Annotated in this window: 17 protein-coding genes; 7 read left to right on the top strand and 10 right to left on the bottom strand. The window is 54.9% G+C overall.

Features of this window, described 5'->3' with window-relative positions; genetic code table 11:
* Nucleotides 1-23 precede the first annotated feature (23 nt).
* Complete coding sequence (locus EYC82_RS05310; protein ID WP_279248506.1) at nt 24-2,432, bottom strand: TonB-dependent receptor; 2,409 nt, start codon at nt 2,430-2,432, stop codon at nt 24-26.
* A 179-nt stretch (nt 2,433-2,611) separates the two neighbouring features.
* A complete protein-coding gene (locus EYC82_RS05305; protein WP_279248505.1) occupies nt 2,612-3,244 on the bottom strand; it encodes a TetR/AcrR family transcriptional regulator in 633 nt (210 codons plus the stop codon).
* Between the two features lie 140 nt (nt 3,245-3,384).
* On the opposite strand from EYC82_RS05305, the gene EYC82_RS05300 reads away from it, so the two are divergent.
* A complete protein-coding gene (locus EYC82_RS05300; RefSeq protein WP_279248504.1) occupies nt 3,385-4,812 on the top strand; it encodes a carotenoid oxygenase family protein in 1,428 nt (475 codons plus the stop codon).
* Between the two features lie 37 nt (nt 4,813-4,849).
* On the opposite strand, the gene EYC82_RS05295 is transcribed toward EYC82_RS05300, so the two are convergent.
* The gene (locus EYC82_RS05295; protein ID WP_279248503.1) at nt 4,850-5,806 is read right to left on the bottom strand and encodes a LysR family transcriptional regulator; all 957 of its coding nucleotides are present in this window, start codon (nt 5,804-5,806) and stop codon (nt 4,850-4,852) included.
* Nucleotides 5,807-6,011: 205 nt separating this feature from the next.
* Between EYC82_RS05295 and EYC82_RS05290 the strand changes: the two genes are divergently transcribed.
* Nucleotides 6,012-7,427: a carotenoid oxygenase family protein gene (locus EYC82_RS05290; RefSeq protein WP_279248502.1), complete on the top strand. Its 1,416-nt coding sequence runs from the start codon at nt 6,012-6,014 to the stop codon at nt 7,425-7,427.
* A gap of 9 nt (nt 7,428-7,436) precedes the next feature.
* On the opposite strand, the gene EYC82_RS05285 is transcribed toward EYC82_RS05290, so the two are convergent.
* Complete coding sequence (locus EYC82_RS05285) at nt 7,437-8,249, bottom strand: SDR family NAD(P)-dependent oxidoreductase (protein ID WP_279248501.1); 813 nt, start codon at nt 8,247-8,249, stop codon at nt 7,437-7,439.
* Nucleotides 8,250-8,297: 48 nt separating this feature from the next.
* Here EYC82_RS05285 and EYC82_RS05280 point away from each other — a divergent pair, with 48 nt between their 5' ends.
* Together EYC82_RS05280 and EYC82_RS05275 are read left to right on the top strand one after the other, a co-directional pair.
* Nucleotides 8,298-9,704 (top strand): aromatic ring-hydroxylating oxygenase subunit alpha, encoded by a 1,407-nt coding sequence (locus tag EYC82_RS05280; protein ID WP_423243896.1) that lies wholly within the window; start codon nt 8,298-8,300, stop codon nt 9,702-9,704.
* Nucleotides 9,704-10,492, top strand: a complete 789-nt coding sequence (locus EYC82_RS05275; protein ID WP_279248499.1) for an enoyl-CoA hydratase/isomerase family protein — start codon at nt 9,704-9,706, stop codon at nt 10,490-10,492. Before EYC82_RS05280 ends, EYC82_RS05275 begins: the two co-directional genes overlap by 1 nt.
* 8 nt (nt 10,493-10,500) lie before the next feature.
* Here the strand turns inward: EYC82_RS05275 and EYC82_RS05270 are convergent, their stop codons facing one another.
* Nucleotides 10,501-10,911, bottom strand: coding sequence for a nuclear transport factor 2 family protein (locus EYC82_RS05270; RefSeq protein ID WP_279248498.1), 411 nt, complete (start codon nt 10,909-10,911; stop codon nt 10,501-10,503).
* A 107-nt stretch (nt 10,912-11,018) separates the two neighbouring features.
* Here EYC82_RS05270 and EYC82_RS05265 point away from each other — a divergent pair, with 107 nt between their 5' ends.
* On the top strand, nt 11,019-12,392 hold the full coding sequence (locus EYC82_RS05265) for an aromatic ring-hydroxylating oxygenase subunit alpha (protein WP_279248497.1): 1,374 nt from the start codon (nt 11,019-11,021) through the stop codon (nt 12,390-12,392).
* A 110-nt stretch (nt 12,393-12,502) separates the two neighbouring features.
* On the opposite strand, the gene EYC82_RS05260 is transcribed toward EYC82_RS05265, so the two are convergent.
* Nucleotides 12,503-13,651: a D-2-hydroxyacid dehydrogenase gene (locus EYC82_RS05260; protein ID WP_279248496.1), complete on the bottom strand. Its 1,149-nt coding sequence runs from the start codon at nt 13,649-13,651 to the stop codon at nt 12,503-12,505.
* Nucleotides 13,652-13,837: 186 nt separating this feature from the next.
* Here EYC82_RS05260 and EYC82_RS05255 point away from each other — a divergent pair, with 186 nt between their 5' ends.
* On the top strand, nt 13,838-15,838 hold the full coding sequence (locus EYC82_RS05255; protein ID WP_279248495.1) for a DUF3604 domain-containing protein: 2,001 nt from the start codon (nt 13,838-13,840) through the stop codon (nt 15,836-15,838).
* Nucleotides 15,839-15,934: 96 nt separating this feature from the next.
* On the opposite strand, the gene EYC82_RS05250 is transcribed toward EYC82_RS05255, so the two are convergent.
* From EYC82_RS05250 to EYC82_RS05240, 3 genes are all read right to left on the bottom strand, one after another.
* A complete protein-coding gene (locus tag EYC82_RS05250; protein ID WP_279248494.1) occupies nt 15,935-16,654 on the bottom strand; it encodes a dienelactone hydrolase family protein in 720 nt (239 codons plus the stop codon).
* 137 nt (nt 16,655-16,791) lie between these two features.
* Entirely contained in the window at nt 16,792-17,580 is a 789-nt protein-coding gene (locus EYC82_RS05245) for an SDR family oxidoreductase (RefSeq protein WP_279248493.1), read from the bottom strand.
* Nucleotides 17,581-17,598: 18 nt separating this feature from the next.
* Nucleotides 17,599-18,255, bottom strand: coding sequence for a nitroreductase family protein (locus tag EYC82_RS05240; RefSeq protein WP_279248492.1), 657 nt, complete (start codon nt 18,253-18,255; stop codon nt 17,599-17,601).
* Nucleotides 18,256-18,422: 167 nt separating this feature from the next.
* Between EYC82_RS05240 and EYC82_RS05235 the strand changes: the two genes are divergently transcribed.
* Nucleotides 18,423-19,580: an acyl-CoA dehydrogenase family protein gene (locus EYC82_RS05235; RefSeq protein WP_279248491.1), complete on the top strand. Its 1,158-nt coding sequence runs from the start codon at nt 18,423-18,425 to the stop codon at nt 19,578-19,580.
* Between the two features lie 23 nt (nt 19,581-19,603).
* Here EYC82_RS05235 and EYC82_RS05230 read toward each other — a convergent pair whose 3' ends face one another.
* Nucleotides 19,604-20,296, bottom strand: a complete 693-nt coding sequence (locus EYC82_RS05230; protein ID WP_279248490.1) for a TetR/AcrR family transcriptional regulator — start codon at nt 20,294-20,296, stop codon at nt 19,604-19,606.
* Nucleotides 20,297-20,363: the final 67 nt, after the last annotated feature.

The raw sequence follows: 20,363 nt of genomic DNA, 5'->3' as shown, positions 1-20,363 counted from the left end.
CGCCTCCCTGCTGGGCAACGGTCCTAATAGTAAAGTCGCAGTGTGATACCGTACAGTTCACCTGGAGCGACAACGCCTGCGTAACCACCCATCACGGGGATATCCAGGCCGAAGGCGTAATACTCCTCATCGAGCAAATTCTGCCCCCAGATCGCTGCTTCCCAAGTCTGTTCCATGTTGCTCAGGGTAAAGCGCAGGTTTAGCAGATTGACCGAGTCGTTTTCCAGATTGGGATCAAGGTCCTGGTCGAGGTAAAAACTGTCAATGTAGTTATGTTCTACGCGCACCTTGCCAAACAGGTCAGCGGTCAGGTCATGCTCGTACTGCACATAACTGCTGACCGTCCACTCGGGTGCATTGTCGATGGCCTTACCGGCAAGATCCTGGGTACAGGCGGGAACGGCTGTTCCGGGAACACCGCCCTGTGCATCCAGCTCGACGAAGTAATAGTTAAAACTCTGTTGGATGGTGCACTGCCCATTGTCGAAATCCTGATATTCTGCTTTGTTATATCCGATGGCGGCTCCCGCGACCATATCAGCCATGGGCACAAAGACAGCATCCAGTTCCACACCGTAGCTCTCCATTGAGCCTGCGTTGGTCACCGTCAGGTTATTGCCATCGAAGGCTTGAGCCTGAAAATCATCGTAGTTGGTGAAGTAAAGGGAGCCGTTGAATTGCAGGCGGCGGTTCTCTGTAGAGCTTTTCCAGCCAATTTCATAGTTCGTGGACGTCTCAGGATCGAACTCACCGTTGCGGCCCTCCAGCTCACGGCGCTGGTTGAATCCGCCGGATTTGAAACCACGGCTGATGCTGGCGTAAGTCATGATGTCTGCTGTAACAAAGTAGCGGGCGATGATCGTGGGTGACCAGTCATCATCGTTGCGGGCTTCGTCGTAGTATACGTCGGGCCCTGCGACGGGCGGGATATCGATTACCGAAACAGGCGTAGTGATCTGCGAGCCGTCCCGCTCCTTTCTTTCGTAGGTGTAACGCAATCCGAACGTGGTATTAAAATTGTCGGTAATGTTCCAGATCAGTTGCCCGAAGGCAGCATAGCTGGTGGTTTTATAAATGTTGTCATCGGTGTTGAGTGTGCCGTCGGGAAAGAGATTACTGAGAGGGAACCCACCGACGTTAATGTTCGTCACGAGCGGAACCGCCTGGCGGAACGTGCCCTGCGAATCCATTTTGGAATAAAACGCGTAGAGGCCGGCCTGGTAATCGATGGTTTCGCCGCCGGGGGAGGTAATGCGGAACTCTGACGAATATTGGTCAAAATCGATGTCCTGTGAGCCAGTGACGGCATCGTAGGCGGTGAAATCACCATCGTAGGCACTCTTCGACTCGTAATGACGCCAGGCATTGATGAACGTAAGGGTGTTTTCGTTGGACAGGTCTCTGTTCCACTCCAGCGCCGCGCCGCCAATGGTCACTTCGTTAGTGATGTCAGCATTCACCCAGTAGTTGTCGTCGTCAAAGGCGTTGGGGCTGGGAGGCAGGAAGCCTTCGGAGTCCTCGAAGGAGTGCCACTCCAGTATCGGGTTGCCTTGGGCATTGTTGCCCAGTTGTGCAGAGAGCGCGGCAGAGGCTGCATTAAGGCTGGGAGTGTTCAGTGTAGAGAGTCCATCGTAGTCTATGACAGCGAGTGCGCAGCAATCGGTGTCTTCCTTGGTGTAATCCATGGTGAAGAGGAATTCGCCCAGTCTGCGGTCGGGATTGGTATCGCCGTCGAACAGGATGCGGGACTTCACTCCCCACTTGTTCGCGTTATTCAAATCTTCGTTGTTGTAGGTATTTTCGTACAGGTGGTCTCCGTCGATGGCATAACCTGTCAGCCGCATGGCGTGGCCCGTGTCACCGAAGGGTACGTTCACCATGGCATGCACCTCTGCTCGTTCGTCTGTGTTGTACTGCAGTTCTACCTCAGCCGCTAGCGCTTCGGGTGAGGGTGCCTTGGTGATAATACTGATTGCGCCGGCGGCGGTATTCTTGCCGTAGAGCGTTCCCTGGGGGCCGCGCAGGATTTCGATACGCTCGATATCGATCAGGTCGCCGATACTCATACCGGCGCGACCCTGGTACACGCCGTCTATAAACGTTCCGACACTGGGGTCGATGCCGACGTTAGTGCCCACGGACCCGATGCCGCGAATACGGATTGAGGTGGAGTTGGAATCCGTCCCCGGCGTTATTTTCAGGCTGGGGGTGTAGTCTTGCAGCTGCGACAGATTGGTTACACCGGAGTCCTTAAAGAATTCACTGGTGAATGCCGTTACTGACATGGGAACTTCCTGAATGCTTTCCACGCGTTTAGTTGCGGTGACGACGACTTCCTCAAGGGCAAGCGGATCGGGTTGCACGGTCTGGGACCATGAAGGTAATGCTGTGACTAATAGTGTCAGGCCCAGTAGTAAAGGACGTTTCGCCATGAAAATCACCAGTAAATCGTTTTATATTTATGCCACTGCGGGCGTCAGATGCCCTCATCCGAGGGTTCTTCGGATGGGAGATAACCACAGTAACAAAACGGTATTTTAAAAACAAACAGATTTGACTGATTTTTTATCGCTAGGCACGAAGTGGCAGGGGTTGACGGTCGGGAGTAGGTTTATTTTTCGAGTCGTTCGGGGACCCCCAGCCCGTCGAATATCATCACCAGGACCTGCACCCGAATGTCATCGAGAGAAAAATCCTCGCCAACAAGATGGCTCAGGCGGTTGTCATTGACGATGGAGACGAAGCCGTGGATCGTTGACCAGATTGTCAACGCCTGCACGACGGGGTCACCGGGGCGCAATACCCCTTGCTCCTGGCCCAATTTGATATCGGTCACCATCTCGCGGATGGCCCGGCTACTGGTGTGCTGGAAGGCCACGTGTCCTTTGCTGCTGAGCAGGTCGCCACTGAACATCACCCGGTAATAGGCGGGGTGTGACAGGGCAAAGTTCACGTAGGCAAAGCCGCTGGCAGCAAACTGGGCCAACGGATCTGGGCCCGCGGCGTCCTGCTCCGCCGTCATGGTGTGCTGCATGAGTTCAAAACCCTGCTCGACCACGGCCAGAATGAGCTCGTCCTTATCGGCAAAGTGCCGATAGGGCGCCGTGTGAGATACGCCGGCCCGCCTCGCGACTTCTCGGATAGAGAGTCCCTGTGGTCCCAGTTCGTTCAACACGGCGAGAGCGGCTTCCAATAGTGCCGCTCGCAAGTCGCCATGATGGTATTTTTGTTTTGCGCTTTTCACGCTGTGTGGCCTCGACCCCTGCAGACCGGTGCAGTTTAGCAAAGGCTTTACAGTGTTTCTATTGTAAACATTAAAAACAGGTGCTAATGTTTCCAGCGTCTACAATAGTCAGATCAAGTGAATAACAGCGAGGAGTTGCCATGTCTCAACCGATGTCAGATACCAATCCATTTCTTAACTTTCCCTATGGTTCGATCCAGATGGAATGCGATGCCAACGACCTGATCGTGGAGGGAGAAGTGCCTGCCGATCTCTGCGGAAGCTTATATAGAGCCGGTCCCAATCAGCGTTTCAGCCCTCGGGGCGACTACCATCTATTCATGGGTGACGGCATGGTGCACGCCTTCCATATTGAGAATGGAAAGGTCGACTACAACAATCGCTGGGTGCGCACCGCCAAATGGAAGCATGAGGACCGGGCCGGGGAGACATTGATCAATCCCATGAACCCGTTTGACTGCGACCCGCAGTACAGTGACTTTGTGTTCACTGACAAGGACGGTACCGCCAACACTGCAACAGTGTGGCACGGGGGTCGCTTGTTGGTTATGGAAGAGGGTCATCCGCCCTATGAGGTGGACCCAAGGACGCTTGAGTCTATTGGTAGCTGGAATTTTCGCGGCAAGCTGAACACAGCGATGACCGCGCATCCAAAGATCGACCCGGATACGGGCGAAATGGTATTTTTTGCTTATATGGCATCAGGACCATTTTCATCGGATGTGATGCTCCACAAAGTCAACAAGGACGGAATCCTGACGGACAGTATCCACATCCCCACGCCCTACTCAGCGATGGTGCACGATTTTGTCATCACGGAGAACTACATCATTGTTCCGATAATGCCGATTACCGGCAGCCTGGAGCGCGCAATGGAGGGTGGACCGCCTTTTGCCTGGGAACCTGAAAAAGGGGTGCATCTGGGCATTATTCCACGCGACAGCAGTTCTCCCGAGGACGTGCGATGGGTCGAGATGGATCTGTGTTTCACGTTCCATTTCATGAACGGTTTTGACAAGGACGGTGTTATCACTATCGATGGTTGCCAGTTCGAGCAGGCTCCTCTGTTCCCTACACCCGACGGCGAATCTACTGGCAAGGCGCAGCCTTTCCTCACCCGCTGGACGATCGATATGACCAAGAGCGACGCGCGCGCTACATTTGAGCAAATCGATGAGTTTGAATCGGAGTTTCCTCAGTGCGACCCTCGCCATGCCAGTAAGGCTTACCGCCATGGCTGGTACGCCTCCACCGATGGCAGTAATGTCAGCGAACTGGACGAGAGTCTTCGATTTTACAATGTGCTGGGGCACTTCGATCATGAGGGCACGGCGCAGGACAGGTTCAATTGTGGTCAGTCCGTGGTGTCTGAGCCTATTTTTGTGCCCGCCCCTGGATCTGACGAAGAGGGGAAAGGGTATTTGCTCTCAGTGGTGACCAGTTTCGAAACGAGGACGAGCAGTCTTTACATATTCAATGCCCTCAAGCTGGCAGATGGCCCGGTAGCCAAGGTGCACCTGTCGCATCGCATACCGGCTGGTTTTCACGGAAGTTGGCGCCAGGGCTGACATCAACTACCTGCGGTGACAAGCGTCACCGCGGGCACTATTTTTCAAAACGTATCTTGGTTGATTCTATCGTGTTGCCTATCTCACGCACCTGATTCCTTAGCCAGCAGTGAGCAGGATCCTCTGCGTCCTGTGGACGCCAGAACATATCCACGTTAGACGAGTAACGCTGTGTCACGATGCCGGGCAACTTGATGATGTGATAGGGCAGTTCGATGTTGAAGCGATCAATGGTCGCAAGGACTTGCTTTACTGCGCCGACCAGAAGCAGATCGCTGTTCAGTAGAATTTCATTGACGCCCTGTAAGTCCGATACGGTTACGGGACAGTGGCGCCTGAGGCCGTGGTCTGCAAGTAAGTCGTCGATAATCGTTGTTGGTTCGCCCTTGATGTAGTAACCGATGTGCTCGAAATCGTTCGCCAGCATCTTCAGGCTGACAGACTTTTTGTACCTGGGGTGGCCGAGTCGCACAATGCCGCAGATTTCATCACGGAACAGATATTCCCGTGACAGTTTTATCGGGTTGTTCGATGCGGTGCCGATGGCCAGATCCACGCTCCCCTCGAGATAGGGCCTGTGTTGAAAATTCGACGACAGCAACCTGCTGTGGATGCTGCTGTGGGGCGCACCAGTCAGAGTGCTGGAGACCAGCGGTGGAATAAAGGTATTGGCCAGATGAGTGTCGATACCAATGGTGAAGCTTCTCTCTGTTTTGAGAGGGTCGAAGGGCTCCTGTCTTAAAACATCCCGCTCCACTATGCCGAGGATAAGGCGCAGCGGTTCGATCAGGCCCTCCGCATAAGGCGTGGGCTCCATGCCCCGGGAACCCCTGACCATTAGGGGGTCGTTCAACTGTTCACGCAGGCGCTTCAGAGCATGGCTCATCGCGGGTTGGCTCAGGTTCAGGCGTTCTGCCGCGCGGGAGACGCTGCGGTCCTTGAGCAACGCGTCCAGCACCTTCAAAAGATTCAGGTCCAGCCTTTGTATATCCATTGGTGCCTTAATGCGCCTATTTTATCGCGGCAAAAAGCCGGCAGACGCGCCGCTCTGACCGCTGAAATAATGCATAATATGAATAATATATATCTATAAAATTCATTTTACAAATAACTAGGCGAGTATTAATTTAGGCGTGTTGTGCCCACTCGACGGCTTTGGCATAAACGGAAAAGCAACTGGAACAGGATGAAATGCAATTATGAAAGCATGGCCAGACAACCCCTTTCTGCAGGGCTATTATGAGCCCATTACATTTGAGGCGACGGCCCCTGATCTGGTGGTCGAGGGAGAGATGCCCAAAGATCTGAATGGCACATTTTATCGCAATGGGCCAAACCCGCAGTTTCCGCCTGAGAACGAGTATCACTTTTTCACGGGTGATGGAATGGTGCACGCTTTTACTTTTGACGGCGGCCGGGTGAGTCACATGAATCGCTGGGCGCGCACCCAGCGTTTCGAAATTGAAAAGCGTCTCGGGGGTTCTTACTTTAGTGGGCTCAATCCGCTTGAGACAGATCCCAGGCTTCTTGAATTTGTGCTCAACGATAAGCAGGGCGTCGCCAATACCAACGTTATTTGGCATGGCGATCGACTGTTGTTACTGACTGAGGGTTTCATGCCTTTTCAGATGGACCCGAAAACGCTTGAGTCACTGGGAACCTGGGACTTTTACGGCAAACTGAAAACGTCCATGACGGCGCACTCTCGCATTGACCCGCGCACCGGCGAGATGTTGTTTTATTCTTACTGGTCAAGTGGGCCATTCACCACGGGTATGGAGTTACATAAAGTGTCGAGGGAGGGTTTTGTCACCGAGTCTCACGCATTTGAGGCACCTTACGCCGCTATGGTTCATGATTTTGTAGTGACAGACAATTACATCCTGTTCCCGGTGATGCCGCTGACGGGCAGTATGGATCGGGCGATGGCGGGGCAGCCGCCTCTGGCCTGGGAGCCTGAGAAGGGAACAAGGATCGGTGTTATGCCGCGCAACGGCACGCCCGACGCCATGGTTTGGATAGCGGCGGACCCCTGCTATGTGTTTCATTTTATGAATGGCCACGACAAGGGTGGTGTCATTACGCTGGAGGCTTGCGAATTTGAGCACGCGCCGCTATTCCCCTTTGTCAATGGCGACATGACGCCGGTGACCAATCCGAATATGAGTCAGTGGGTTATCGATATGAACGACAGTAATCCTTCAGTCAGCATGCGGGCAATAGGTGACCGTGGTGCTGAATTCCCTGTTATTGATCCGCGTTTTGCCATGCAGGAGTATCGCCACGGCTGGTATACCTCCAGCGACAGAAAAGTACCCGCGCCGATTCCCGATTCAGATTTTATATACAACGCCATCGACCACATCGACGTCACTACCGGTGAAGTCGACAGCTACAGTTTTGGAAACTGTTATGTCACTGAACCAATGTTTGTTCCCAGTGAAGGGGCTGCGGAGGGTGAGGGATACGTGCTGGATCTGATATACAACCGAGACACCAATACCAGTGACATGTGCGTGTTCAATTCACTGGATATAAGTGCCGGTCCTGTCGCCCGGGCCAAGGTGTCTCATCGGGTGCCAGTGAGTTTTCATGGCACTTGGGTAGGTGCCTGACAGGGGGCGCTAATCAGGTGCATTGTGCCCGGGCTGGTCCTCCAGCTTCGGCACGCCCCAGGGCTTATTGAGTTTATCGACGAGGAGGCCGGGTAGGTTAATGACGAGTCTTGCGATCAGCATCACCTGCCAGGGAAAGGTGATGCGTGGTTTGTCTCGCGCAAGCCCATTGGCGATGATGTCAGCGGCTTTTTCCGCGCTGATAAGGAAAGGCATGGTGGACGTATTTTTGGCTGTTATTGCACTGGAGACATAGCCCGGGCAGATCACTGATACGCCTATACCCATTCCGCGGAGCGCGCCGCGCAAGGCCTGACCGTAGTGTTTAATAGTGGCCTTGGACGAGGAGTATGCTGGTGACCGCGCCATGCCTGCGTACCCCATGATGGAGCTCATGAGAGCAACCTGTGCATGCCTGACAGGGTAGGGGCGACGTAGCGACATGATTTCCAGTGCGGGGTGTATGGTATTGAAAACGCCATTTACGTTGATGTTGATGGAATCCACAGCGGCTTTATGCAGGCCATGCACGTCAGTGGCGCCCAGGGCGACCCCTGCATTGGCAATAACCAGATTGAGTGGGCGCTGGTCGTCACACGAGATTATCCAGTCGCGGATGCCGGCCTCATCGGTCACATCGCCAATCCAGCCGGACACGGTGGCGCCGGTATTCCGACATGCATTAGCCACGTCATCCAGTCGCGCCTGGTCGCGGCCACTGATGAACAACGTGATGCCGGGAGCTGCATAGTGCAGGGCGAGGGCCTTGCCGATACCGTTGGAGGCTCCCGTAATGAGAATGGATTTTGGGTTGCAATACATATCGATTCTGTACCGGAATAATAATGTAAGGCGGTTATTAATAGCATAATGACTTACGTGAAGAAAACAGAGAATCAGTCGGCGCGATTTTCAGGATCCAGTTATCAGGATCTTCTTGATCGGGAGGCGAGGCCTGTTCCAGCGTCGCTACGAGCGACTGCAGACGTCAGCCTTGGCAGTGAGCCGCTGCCGATAGAGGGCTATTTATCGCCTGAGTGGCACGAGCTTGAAAAACGCAGGTTGTGGCCCCGTGTGTGGCAGTCATTGTGCCGAGAGAGCGAAATTAGTAAGGCGGGCGACTACTATGTGCAAGACATTGCCGCGACGTCCGTTTTAGTGCTGCGCACCGAAAGGGGCGAGATAAGGGCTTACCCTAACGCCTGCCTGCACCGGGGGCGTGAACTTAAGTCAGGCCCAGAACAGGGCTATGGCCATGCCAACGATCTTACCTGTCCGTTTCACGGTTTTCGCTGGAACCTCGATGGCAGTTTTGACGGAATGCCCTGCTCGTGGGATTTCGGCCATATCGATCCGCAGCAGTTCAGCCTCCCCAGCCTTCGAGTTGATACCTGGGGCGGCTGGGTCTTTGTCAATATTGATGGCACTGCCCCGCCTCTTCCAGATTATCTCGGCGTTATGGTGGATCACTTTAAACGCTGGTCTCCGGAGAAAACCTATAAGGCGCTGCATATTAAAAAAGTGTTGCGTTGCAACTGGAAGCTGGCCCACGAGGCTTTCATCGAATCTTTCCATACGGCGGCAACGCACCCGCAGTTGTTACCTTATACGGGTGATGCCAACTCTCAGTACGATTGTTTCAGCGATTACATTAGCAGGACTATAACCCCTATGGGTGTGGTCAGCCCTCACTCATCAGCTACGACACAGGAGCAGTCCGTGCACCAATGGCTTACAGTATACGGTGTAGCTGAAGAGGGAGAGTTGCCCGATGTCCCCGAGGGTATGAGCGCACGAGAATACCTGGGCGACATGAACATCGCGCGTTTTTCGCAAATGTATGGACAAGACTTGTCCGAACTAGCTACCCACAGTGAGGTGCTGGACGCCATTTTGTACTCAGTATTCCCCAACTTTGCGCCCTGGGCGGGTTTCCGCCCAAATGTGACGTACCGCTTTTTACCGTGGGATGATCGCCATGACATGTGCACGATGGAAATCATGTTGATGATGCGATACCCGGAGAGTCAGGAGAGGCCGCTTGATGCCCCCGTAATGTTTGTGCCGGCTGACCAGACACTGCGTGATACGCCAGGAATTGAACCCGGATTGGCCCGCGTATTTGATCAGGATTTTCACAACCTGCCGTTGGTGCAGAAAGGGCTGCGTTCGCTGCGTTCCGGTGCGATACAGCTGGCCAACTATCAAGAAGTCCGCATACGGCACTTCCACCATATTCTAAGCCAGTACCTGAATAGCGATGAGGACACTGTGTAATGAGTACACCTGTAGTATTAGAAAAAGACGGCAAAGTAGCGATCATCACGCTCAATCGCCCCGATGTCCTCAATGCCATTAGCGAGTCCATGTTGCCGCCCTGGGTGGAAGCGTTGGAGGAGTGTCGTATCGATTCCGGTGTCGCAGCAATTGTTGTGACCGGCGCCGGAGAGGCATTTTGCCGCGGTGGTGATACTTCCAAATTGGGCTCTAATACCACACCGGGGCCTGTCGATATCAAGGAGCAATTCTGGGATCGTTTGCATCAGATACCTCGTAAGCTGGCCGAGATCGACAAGCCCGTGATAGCGGCGGTCAACGGTCTGGCCTCAGGCGCAGGAGTGGACGTCAGTCTGCAATGTGACATCCGGCTGGCGGCTCGCAGCGCGAACTTTCGCGTGAGCTACACGGCCTTCGGACTGGTTCCCGGTAATGGCGGTACCTATTTCTTGCCAAGAATTGTAGGCGAGGCCAAGGCGCTGGAACTATTCTGGTCGGCGGCCCCTATCACTGCGGATGAAGCATTGAGTATTGGCATGGTCAACCAGGTATTCGATGATGATGTGTTTATGGATCGCACTATGGAGTTTGCTCATGACATAACCCGGCGAGCACCTCTGGCGATGAAGCTGGTAAAACGAGCGGTGAAACAAAGCCCATCCATGGACCTGAACACACATTTGGACATGGTGTCATCACACATGCTGATTACTCGGCCCAGCGAGGATCATGCTGAGGCAATCCTGGCCTATGAGGAAGGCAGGGAGCCAGAGTTCAAAGGGCGGTAGTCGCTATGTCAGTAGGAGCTTGTGCCGGTGACAATCAGTTCGTGACGACTGATTTTCCAGTTGTCACCTCGGCGCTGCATGTCGGTTTTGTAGGTGGCCCAGAGAACAAAGTGCGTGTCTTTGCCGGCAATGAAATGCAGTGCCTGCACATCGGTGCGGGTGCAAGCACGGTTGCCGCTGATAGTGGCAAGAGTGGGTCCGAGCATGTGCTGTGTGGCACTGTATTTATCAAGCGCTCGCCAGACATAGTCGACCCATTGGTCGCGGTTTCGATAGGTCTTATTGCCAAAACCGACGACTTCAACATCCTCCTCAAAGCAGGCCAGGTACCTGGGTTGATCCCGCTCATCCACAGCGGCGGCGTAGGTCAACATAACATCCTGTAACGCTATACGGGATTGGGTGAGGTCGGTCGTCATTGCGCGGGTTTTCGCTACCAATAGAAGATTGAAGTGTAGCAGTAAAACCGACGTTTTCAGAAGTGCTGTGTAAAAGAGAGCAAGTTACGTAAACGGAGTTGAAGATCATGACGAAACAGGAAATTCTGCGCGGTGCGGGTGATCTACCGGATTGGCCTGAGCAGACACTTCGTGGACATGCGTTAGATGGGTACCGTTATACATCCAGTGAGTTTGCGGAGAAAGAGTGGAGTAGCCTTTGGACAAAGGTCTGGTTGCTCCTTGGGCGAGAGGAAGAAATGCCCACCCCGGGAGATTGGCAACAGGAAGAGGTGGGCCGTGAGTCCATTGTTATGGTTCGCCAGACCGATCGGTCTATCAAAGCCTTTTACAATGTCTGCCAACATCGCGGTCAGCGTCTTGTCAGTGAGGAGAAAGGACACGCGCGGCGTTTTATCTGCCCTTATCACAGCTGGGCCTGGAATACGGATGGTTCTCTGGATTTCGTACAGGATCCTGACGATTTTCCCGGAGGTGACCCCTGTGGGAAGTTGAAACTCGCCGAAATACCCTGCGAGGTGTTTGCGGGGTTTATCTGGGTAAACATGGATCCCGATTGCGTCAGTCTGCGTGAGTTTCTGGGGCCGGTCTGGAGCGAGTGGTCGGTTTACGGTATTGAAAAATGGAAGCGCTATCTAGCGCGAACGACGGTTTTACCTGTCAACTGGAAGGTGGTAATGGATAATTTCAACGAGTCCTATCACGTCAATACGGTACACCGACCCAAAGGTGCCGATGTAGAGAAACTGAGAATTCATTCTGGCGTAGATACCAGTTATACCACCTCGCGTTTCGATATGGCTGATGAGGGTCACGGGCGAATGATAATGCTCGGCGGTTACGCAGGTCCCGCAATAGACAAGGAAGGAATGGTCGGGGAGCCCCTGGCGACGATCTTGCGAGAATGGGGTCTGGAGCCCGCGGATTTCACCGGGCGCGGTGAGGCGACGCGTGAGGCATTGCAGCAGGCGCGGCGTGAGCTAGGGCCGGATCGCGGGTATGGCTATTTCGATGATCTGTGTGACAGCCAACTTACTGACGCTTACCATTACACGTTGTTCCCCAACTTTGCGGTCTCATTGTGGGTTGATGGGTTTCATTTTCTCAGGGCCCGGCCACATCCTACTGATCCCGGCAAATGCCTGTTCGATAACTGGTGGTATGCGCCGGACCCGGCGGGTAGTGAGGGACCTGTGCGCACTACCGCCGGACTGGTGAAGCGTGATGCGGCGGTAGCTCACGAGGTGTTCGATCTGGGTAAGCAATCTATGGGGCTGACCATTGACCAGGACATTTCCATATTTCCAGCACAACAAATGGGCATGCGTTCTCGTGGCTACAAAGGGTCTTACCTGAGTCGGCAGGAGAGTCGGGTGTCCCGTCTGCATGAAATGGTGGATGACTGTATAGCGGGCCGGCAACCCTGGAAGCAAAAAAATTAGGCCAATAGGCAGGGCGTCAGTCTCACTCTTTTAACATGGGGCCTCTCAAGGTGAGTAGGCTCACCATAACCGGGAGCTTTCTGCAGTGGGTGCTGCCGTGTTGTATCGCTCTAATAGCCTTTGCGCAGGTCAACCTCGTTGAGCAGAGGTGTGCCAGTGGCGAAGCGCCGCAGATTCTCCACTGCGATAATTTGACCCCGCCTGAAGGTATCTGCACTGGCTGCTGCCACATGCGGTGTGATAATCACGTTGGGCATGTCCCACAAGGGACTGGATTTAGGGAGTGGCTCGGGGTCAGTAACGTCCAGTCCTGCGGCCCCCAACTGGCCGGATTCCAGCGCGGTTACCAGATCCGCGGTTACGGTACTCTTACCGCGGCCCACACTGAGGAATATTGCACCGCGTTTCGTCGCGTCAAAAAAATCGCGATTAAAAATTCCTGCGGTTTCACTGGTCAGGGGCAGGGCATTGGCAATGACGTCGGCTTCCGCGGCCATGTCATGCAGTTCATTCGATAAACCAACGCGCTCAACGAAATCGGGCCCTGCACGGGACGAACGCCGCGTTGCAATCACCCGCATACCCAATCCATGTGCCCGTCGGGCGATTTCTGTGCCAATGCCGCCCAGACCAACGACAAGCATTGTTTTATTCTTGAGTTCGCCAAATTTCATGCCGGTTTGCGGGCTACGCTGGAAGCGGCGTTCGGTCTGTGCTCTTACGTAGGCGGGCACGTCACGTGTGAGTGCCAGTAGCATGGCAATGGCATGCTCGGCTATCGCCGGGCCTGAAAGCCGTTTGGTGTTAGTAATTGTGATAGTGTCTAGCTGCGTCTCAGAATAGCCCTTGCACATATCCATGCCGACAAAATAATTGTGTATCCATCGCAGGTTTTGTCCTGCCTGTTTGAGCACGCTTGGGGTGCACAGACCGATAAAACCATCTGTAGATTTCAGAACTTGGGCCTGGGTTTCGCTACTGTCTCCCGGTTTCAGAAAAGTAATGTCCGTGCCGTCTGCAGCCTTGTGCAGGGCCTGTTTGAATTCATCTACGTCAATACCGGGAAGGGGTAGCACTAGCACGGCTACGTTCCGGGGTCGCCAATCCGGGCGGTTGGCGACCGGGGCTGTAGCCGCGCGCAGACCTAATTCTTCAATCAGGGCCTGTGCCTCGGGTGAGGGTGTTGTTTGCGCAAAAGATGAGGAGCTGAGCGCAAGAAAGAATGCAATAGCGTTAGGTAGTTGCTGCAGTTTAGTCATGGTCAGTAGTGTCTTCCTTTTTGTCACTTTCACTCAGCGGTCCGCGCAAGCGAGTGAGCGTTGCTGTCGCACTGTGGCAAGTGGAGGAGCGGAGGTCAAGCTCATGTTAATGAATACCGCTGGCGTATCGCGATGCTCAGTGCCATTGTATTACCGACTGGCGGGCGAGCAGGGAGGGCGCAAATAGTGAAAAAAATAGCAGTGGTATTGGCGCTGGCAGGCGTTATCGGTATGGCCGCCAGTTGGCTCTGGTGGGAGTGGGATCATATCGCAGTGACCGCCAGTGCGCCTCAGTGGGTGCCGGCGGCGGCGCAGGCGCCCGCCGCGCCCGCCGCGTCACGGGCACCTTGTGCCGATCATGCTCCGTTGCGTCGAGCCTGGTTTGGCGATCTGCATGTGCACACGGGGTTCTCCATGGATGCCAGATCGAGGGGTATGTTAGGAACGCCTGATGACGCTTACCGTTTTGCGCGCGGTGAAGAGATTGGCCTTGGCCCATTTGATGCAGAGGGCGTAGGTGAGCGTCGGACGCAACTGTCGCGCCCGCTGGACTTTGCGGCAGTCACCGATCACGCTGAGTGGATTGGCGAAATAGTCGTCTGCACCGAGGCTACTAGTCCATCTTACGCAAGCCCTGAGTGCCGCGCGTTCCGGGGTGAAACGCCAGCAGTAACGTCGATGGCTACGCTGATTGGTGGTTCGATGCCGTTGTTAAATGTCGTTGGATTTATGAATCGTAAGGCCGGTGTATGCGGACCCGGAAACCAGTGGTGCAGAGAGGGCCTGCTCTCTGCCTGGAAGCAAACCCAGGAGGCGGCAGAGGCGCACTATGACCGCAGTGGGGAATGTCGCTTCAGTAGCTTTCATGCCTACGAATACAGTAATTCTCCGGGACGCTCAAAGGTGCATCGAAATGTCATTTTTAGAAACGAACGCGTTCCGGAGCTACCCGTTTCTTCGTTGGAGGAGGGTGACCCATTGGGTTTGTGGGAGCAGTTACAGGCGCAGTGCAATCGGGCGGAAGGAGACTGTGAGGCGATTTCAATTCCCCACAATGCCAATGTCTCCAATGGTCGAATGTTCCGCATAACCTGGCAGGACGAGCCGATCGCCGAGCAGCAACGCCAGGCGCGGTTGCGAAGAGAGATGGAACCCGTGGTAGAAATGATGCAGGTTAAGGGAGAGTCTGAGTGCAAAAGTGGCATGTGGAATGTGTTGGGCGAAGATGAATTTTGCGACTTTGAGAAATTGCGCGTCGCAGCCCCCGACTGTGAGGATGATTACGGCACAGGCGCAATTTTCGGCCGGGGCTGCCAGTCGCGTCTGGACTTTGCCCGTTACGCGCTGATCGAAGGGATGAAAGAGCAAGCGCGTATTGGGGTCAATCCCTACCGTTTCGGTTTCGCCGGGAGTACTGATTCGCACAATGCTACGCCGGGAGATGTGGCAGAGGATAGGTTCAAGGGCTGTTGCGCCAACACGGACAATACGCCTGCGCAGCGGCTCGACCCAGCGGCTGATTTCGGCGGCCGTACGGCTGCTGCGCGTAATCCTGGGGGGCTGATGGGAATCTGGGCTGAGGAGAATACCCGGGATGCCTTATTCGATGCGATGCTGCGCAGAGAAGTGTTTGCGACCAGCGGCCCTCGCATCACACCGCGCTTGTTTGTGGGGTCTGCATTGCCTGACAACGCCTGTCAGGGAAATCTGGTGGAGCAGGGCTACGAGCGTGGTGTGCCGATGGGAAGCGTTATTTCAAATCGCTTGAGTCAGTCACCCGTTTTTGTGGCCGCCGTGAGTGCTGATCCCGAAGGTGGTCTGTTACAGCGTATGCAGCTGGTTAAGATATGGCATGACAAGGCGGGTCGTTTTCACCAGTCCGTGGTCAGCCTGACGAGCGGCGCAGACAACAGCGCGATGGTCGATCTTGACACCTGTAGCGTGAGCGGGTCGGGCGCCACGCAGTTTTGCACCACCTGGCGCGACCCAGACTTTGACCCGGCTCAGGCTGCCGCCTGGTACCTGCGTGTTATCGAGAATCCGTCATGCCGTTGGAGCTGGCGCCAGTGTCTGGCGCTGCCGTTGGACGAGCGCCCGTCGACCTGCAGCGATCCGGATATTCCGCGGGTCATTCAGGAGAGGGCGTGGACATCACCGGTGTGGTACGCGCCGGGCAGCAAGGCCTGAAACTGACCACGGTGTGAAATGGCCGGTTTTGGCGGCGCTATTATTTGTCGCTGCACTTTCGCGCGCTAATTCTGGGGGTTTGTTGTGGACGCTGGGTTACAGCGCCTCCTCCATGAAGTTAAGCATAGCGCGCCAGGAGCGACGGTCCGTATCCGCGTTAAAGACCGCTCCAAAGTCGGGGTCGTTTGCCTCGGGGCGTGTGAATGCGTGCATGGTGTGACTGTAGGCATTGAGCTGCCAGTCCGCTTTTTTGGCATTCATCAGGGCTTTAAATTCAGCAACCTCTCGAGGCGGCACCAGTGGGTCGTCCTCCCCGTGCAAGACCAGTATTTTGGCATCGATGGTGGTCGGGCCACTCAGGCCGTTATCCGCGAGGCCGCCGTGGAATGAAACCACACCCTTCACGCCATCCGTGCCGCTGCGGGCAAGATCCAGCACGGCCGTGCCACCAAAACAGTATCCCATCGCACCCATGCGAGATGAATCTGCCTCCGGAATAGTCTTCGCGGCTTCGACGGCAGCCTGCATACGCGACAGAAGTAGAGCCCGGTCCTCCATATAGGGCGTGAGTGCCGGCATCAGGTCTGCCATATCAGTGTAGGTCTTGCCCTCGCCATAGATATCAATGGCAAAGGCGAGATAGCCCTCGTGGGCCAATTTACGAGACTTGTCTCGCACCTCATCGTTGAGACCGTCCCAGGCATGAGCTACCAGCACGGTGGGCAGAGGGCCACTGCGACCCGGGTCAACGTAGTATTCGCCGCGGCAGGTGACGTCGCCGGCGGGGTATTCGATCTTCGTGGCTTTGCATGACATAGCGTTTATCCTGTTACAAGTTGATTAAATGGCACGAGTGTCACAAGAGCCCGGATGCGTCGCAGAACGGCGATACCTAATGACTGGGTCTGGCACTATGGCTATTCGATGGACGGAAATATACCCCGTGTTCCCTATTAAAAAGTAGAGTTGGTGACACCGCCATCTACAACGATACTTTGTCCCACAACGTAGCCTGCGTGGCAACTGCAAAACAACGCGCAGATAGCGCCGAATTCCTCTATGTTGCCGAAACGCTCCGCCGGTATTTTCCACTCCCGCACCCAGCTATCTACGACCTTCTCGTAGGTGGTGCCTTGTTCTTCTGCTATTTCTCCGAAGCGCTCCGCCGCGGTCGCTGTATGGTGCATCCCGGGCAGGAGATTATTGATGGTCACGTTATATTTTGCGACCGCCTTGGAAATCGCTGCAGTGTAATTGGATAGCGCAGCTCTTGGTGGCCCTGACAGCGTGCGTAACTCCGCGGGAAACTTGGACGCGCCGGTAGAGATATTTACGATACGCCCGAAACCCCGTTCGCACATCCCGTCTACGGTAGCCCTGATAAACTCGATGGGGCTTATCAAACCCGTGGCGAGATGCTCTTTCCACTGGTCCACGGTGACTTCGCGAAAGTTCGGTGTAAAGGGTGCCGGTGTGCAGGTGCCTACGATAATATCCGGGTCGGGACACACAGCCAGTATGGTGTCTCGGCCTTCGTCACTGGCATGATCCGCAACAATGGGGGTGACCGTCGCCCCGGTGTCGCGCCGGATTTCTTCGGCCGTTGCTTCCAGCCGATCCTTTCCGCGCGCCGTGATATAGAGGTCAACACCTTCTGCGGCGAGAGCTTTGGCGCTGCCCTTGCCGAGACCCGCACTGCCACCGTTAACGAGTGCCTTGCGGCCTGTGATACCTAAATCCATGTGCGTAGCGTACTCTTCTTACCAACCATCGGTGTGGAGAAATGCATCGAGATCTTTACGCGGCCCTGTCTTAAAGTCAGTGCCCTTTGTGTGAGCGATGGGAATCAAGGCAACTTGCGCAAAGTCATCCGGAATCCCCAGTAGTGTCGCGACCTCCTGTTCGTAGCTAAGGTGCAAGGTAGTCCAGCAGGTACCCAGTCCACGTTCCCGGGCTGCCAGCATAAAACTCCACACGGCAGGCAGGATAGAACCATACATGCTCGCCATAACGTTCTGCGGCAGTCCCGGCGTGTCGGGGCGACCGCTGCACACCGGTATCAGTAACGCGGGCACTTTGGCCATGTTGTCTGCCAGGTAGCGGGCCGAACTCAGTACCCGGGCTTGTGTAGGAGCCATAGAGGGGTCGTCCAGATGCTGTTTAGTTGGCTGGTTGGGGCCGGCTTCGTACTCGTCGAAGGACTTTAGATACCAGTCGGCAATGGCTTTCCTTTTTGCCTCGTCTGTCACCAGCACAAAGTGCCAGCCTTGTGAGTTTGAACCGGAGGGGGCCTGCAGCGCAACGTCGAGGCACTCGCGCAGTAGAGACATCTCTACCGGAGTATCAAAATCCAGGCGCTTTCTAACGGCGCGCGTGGTGTTAAGGACTTCATCGGCGGTGAGATTGAGTTTTGGCATGTGGCTCGCTTTGCTGTGCAAGTGGAGAAAGGCGTCTGACGCTCAGTAGTCTAGGACATCTCCCTCAAAAATAAAACAGTAGAGCCTGATTGTTTTAAACCAGGCCCTTTGTTAGAGTGGCTGGCGCAGGGGGAAGGCTATCCCTGCAAACCTCCGTTTGAACAGCAATGACAGGTCACACCGTGGATTTTTCCCTTAGCGAAGAGCAAATTTTATTGCGCGACAGCGTGGACAAGTATGTGCGTGAAGAGTGCACAGTAGAGCGACACCGGCAACTCGGTAAATCAGACCCCGGATTTGATCCCGCCGCCTGGCGAACATTCGCTGAGCTGGGCTGGTTGTGTGTGCCATTCAGCGAGGAGTTAGGTGGCTTTGGCGGGCGCGCCAGTGACATGATGGTGATGGCCGAGGCTCTCGGCAAAGGGCTGGTGAGAGAGCCTTTCCTGCACACTGTAGTAACGTGTGGTTGCTTTCTGCAGCAGGGCGGGACGGCGGATCAGCAGCAGCGATATATTCCTGAGATCATCGAGGGCACTGCCCAGTGGGCATTTGCGTTTGCCGAACAGTCGAGTGGTTACGATCTGGCCCGGGTGGAGGCGAGCGCGCGACCCGAGGGCAACGGTTATGTTCTGAGCGGCAGAAAACTCTCGGTACTGAACGCACACTGCGCCGATTACCTGATCGTCTCTGCACGGACACAGGGCGATATCAACGATCGTGATGGACTCAGTCTGTTCATTGTGAAAACCAGCGCAGCGGGCCTGACCCGAGAAAATTTTGTGGCAGTCGATGGTAGTCGCGGTGCCCATGTAGAACTTGACGGTGTGGAGGTTTCTGCTGATCAGCTACTGGGCAATGAAAATCGTGGTGTCGAGTTGATCGAATCTGTGGTCGATAATGTGATCATAGCGCTCGGAGCGGAAGCGGTTGGTGCGATGCAGACGCTGCTGGAAGCTACCGTGGAGTATACCAAAACGCGCGAACAGTTCGGTCAGCCCATTAGCAAGTTCCAGGCGTTGCAGCACCGTATGGCCGATATGTACCTGAAGGTGGAGGAAGCGCGTGCGTTGTTGCTTAATGCAGCGATCCAGATTGAGCAGGGCAGTGATGAGGCACCTTCTGCCGCTGCTGCGCTAAAGGTCAAGGTCTCGGAGGCGGGTCGATATGTGGCCCAGGAGGCGGTGCAATTGCACGGTGGTATGGGTATGACAGACGAGTTGATCGTGGGACATCTCTACAAGCGCCTCATGGTACTGTCTCGTCTGTACGGGGATGAGTCCTGGTACTTACAGCGGTTTTCTGCCTTGAATTCTGCGGCCGCCTGAAAGGAGGCAGCTTAGCGCGGCTATTAGCTGGCGGAGTGCCTGCCGATAGCAGAGCCCTCTTCTTCCTCGAAAATCTCTTCCATGCGGTCAGTGAGGTAATTCAGTAGCCGGCGAATACGTGCTTCCCGGTTTACAGCCAGGTGACCGGCAGCCATACCTTCCATCATGAACTTGGTAACATCCATAGCGAGAGCAAAGCGTTCGCCACGGTCCTTCCACTCGCTAAATAATTCGGTATTAGTCTCTCGAACGTGATCCTCAAAAGACTGCTGTGAGCCCTCAAGGATGGCCTTCAACTCGGGGTCTGTTCGACTGGCAATACACAGTTCGTGGTAGACAACAAACAGGTCACCAACGAGGTGCTCCCAATAGGCTTCGATCCCTGCACGGCGGCGTTCCGCATCAGTCAGTTCTGCGGGAATACTCGCAACGCGCGCTGTGTAGTCTTCCAGCAGGCGCGTATGCAGGTACTCAACAGCGGCCTGTATCAGTTCCGTTTTGGAGGGGAAGTGATGCAGCATGGCGCCTCGGGACACGCCGGCAGAGCTGGCTACTTTTGCAGTAGTGACATTGGTGTAGCCCAGTTCCACGAAGCTATTGATCGCGGCTTCGAGGATGCGGTCGCGGGTCATGGCGCTTTTTTGTGCTTGCCAGCTGATGTCCCCATCGGCCTTTGGCGCGTCGCTTGGTACGGTAGTAACCTTTTTACGTGGCATGGCGTTTATTGACCCTGTTAAAACAAAAACAAACTTGACTGATTTTAACAGTCATTTCGTCCAGTTT

Origin of the sequence: Candidatus Marimicrobium litorale (genome assembly GCF_026262645.1) — a bacterium.
In the GTDB taxonomy this organism is placed as follows: Bacteria; Pseudomonadota; Gammaproteobacteria; order Pseudomonadales; family Halieaceae; genus Marimicrobium; species Marimicrobium litorale.
The sequence above is the reverse complement of the archived record's forward strand: the minus strand, read 5'-3'. Positions and strand labels throughout refer to the sequence as shown.

Excerpts from the sequence above, each read along its gene's own strand:
- EYC82_RS05265 (WP_279248497.1), top strand. The coding sequence starts at position 11,019 with ATGACGAAACAGGAAATTCTGCGCGGTGCGGGTGATCTACCGGATTGG.
- EYC82_RS05245 (WP_279248493.1), bottom strand. The coding sequence starts at position 17,580 with ATGGATTTAGGTATCACAGGCCGCAAGGCACTCGTTAACGGTGGCAGT.
- EYC82_RS05300 (WP_279248504.1), top strand. The coding sequence starts at position 3,385 with ATGTCTCAACCGATGTCAGATACCAATCCATTTCTTAACTTTCCCTAT.
- EYC82_RS05310 (WP_279248506.1), bottom strand. The coding sequence starts at position 2,432 with ATGGCGAAACGTCCTTTACTACTGGGCCTGACACTATTAGTCACAGCA.
- EYC82_RS05230 (WP_279248490.1), bottom strand. The coding sequence starts at position 20,296 with ATGCCACGTAAAAAGGTTACTACCGTACCAAGCGACGCGCCAAAGGCC.
- EYC82_RS05235 (WP_279248491.1), top strand. The coding sequence starts at position 18,423 with ATGACAGGTCACACCGTGGATTTTTCCCTTAGCGAAGAGCAAATTTTA.
- EYC82_RS05260 (WP_279248496.1), bottom strand. The coding sequence starts at position 13,651 with ATGACTAAACTGCAGCAACTACCTAACGCTATTGCATTCTTTCTTGCG.
- EYC82_RS05250 (WP_279248494.1), bottom strand. The coding sequence starts at position 16,654 with ATGTCATGCAAAGCCACGAAGATCGAATACCCCGCCGGCGACGTCACC.
- EYC82_RS05240 (WP_279248492.1), bottom strand. The coding sequence starts at position 18,255 with ATGCCAAAACTCAATCTCACCGCCGATGAAGTCCTTAACACCACGCGC.
- EYC82_RS05280 (WP_423243896.1), top strand. The coding sequence starts at position 8,298 with ATGACTTACGTGAAGAAAACAGAGAATCAGTCGGCGCGATTTTCAGGA.
- EYC82_RS05295 (WP_279248503.1), bottom strand. The coding sequence starts at position 5,806 with ATGGATATACAAAGGCTGGACCTGAATCTTTTGAAGGTGCTGGACGCG.
- EYC82_RS05285 (WP_279248501.1), bottom strand. The coding sequence starts at position 8,249 with ATGTATTGCAACCCAAAATCCATTCTCATTACGGGAGCCTCCAACGGT.
- EYC82_RS05290 (WP_279248502.1), top strand. The coding sequence starts at position 6,012 with ATGAAAGCATGGCCAGACAACCCCTTTCTGCAGGGCTATTATGAGCCC.
- EYC82_RS05275 (WP_279248499.1), top strand. The coding sequence starts at position 9,704 with ATGAGTACACCTGTAGTATTAGAAAAAGACGGCAAAGTAGCGATCATC.
- EYC82_RS05270 (WP_279248498.1), bottom strand. The coding sequence starts at position 10,911 with ATGACGACCGACCTCACCCAATCCCGTATAGCGTTACAGGATGTTATG.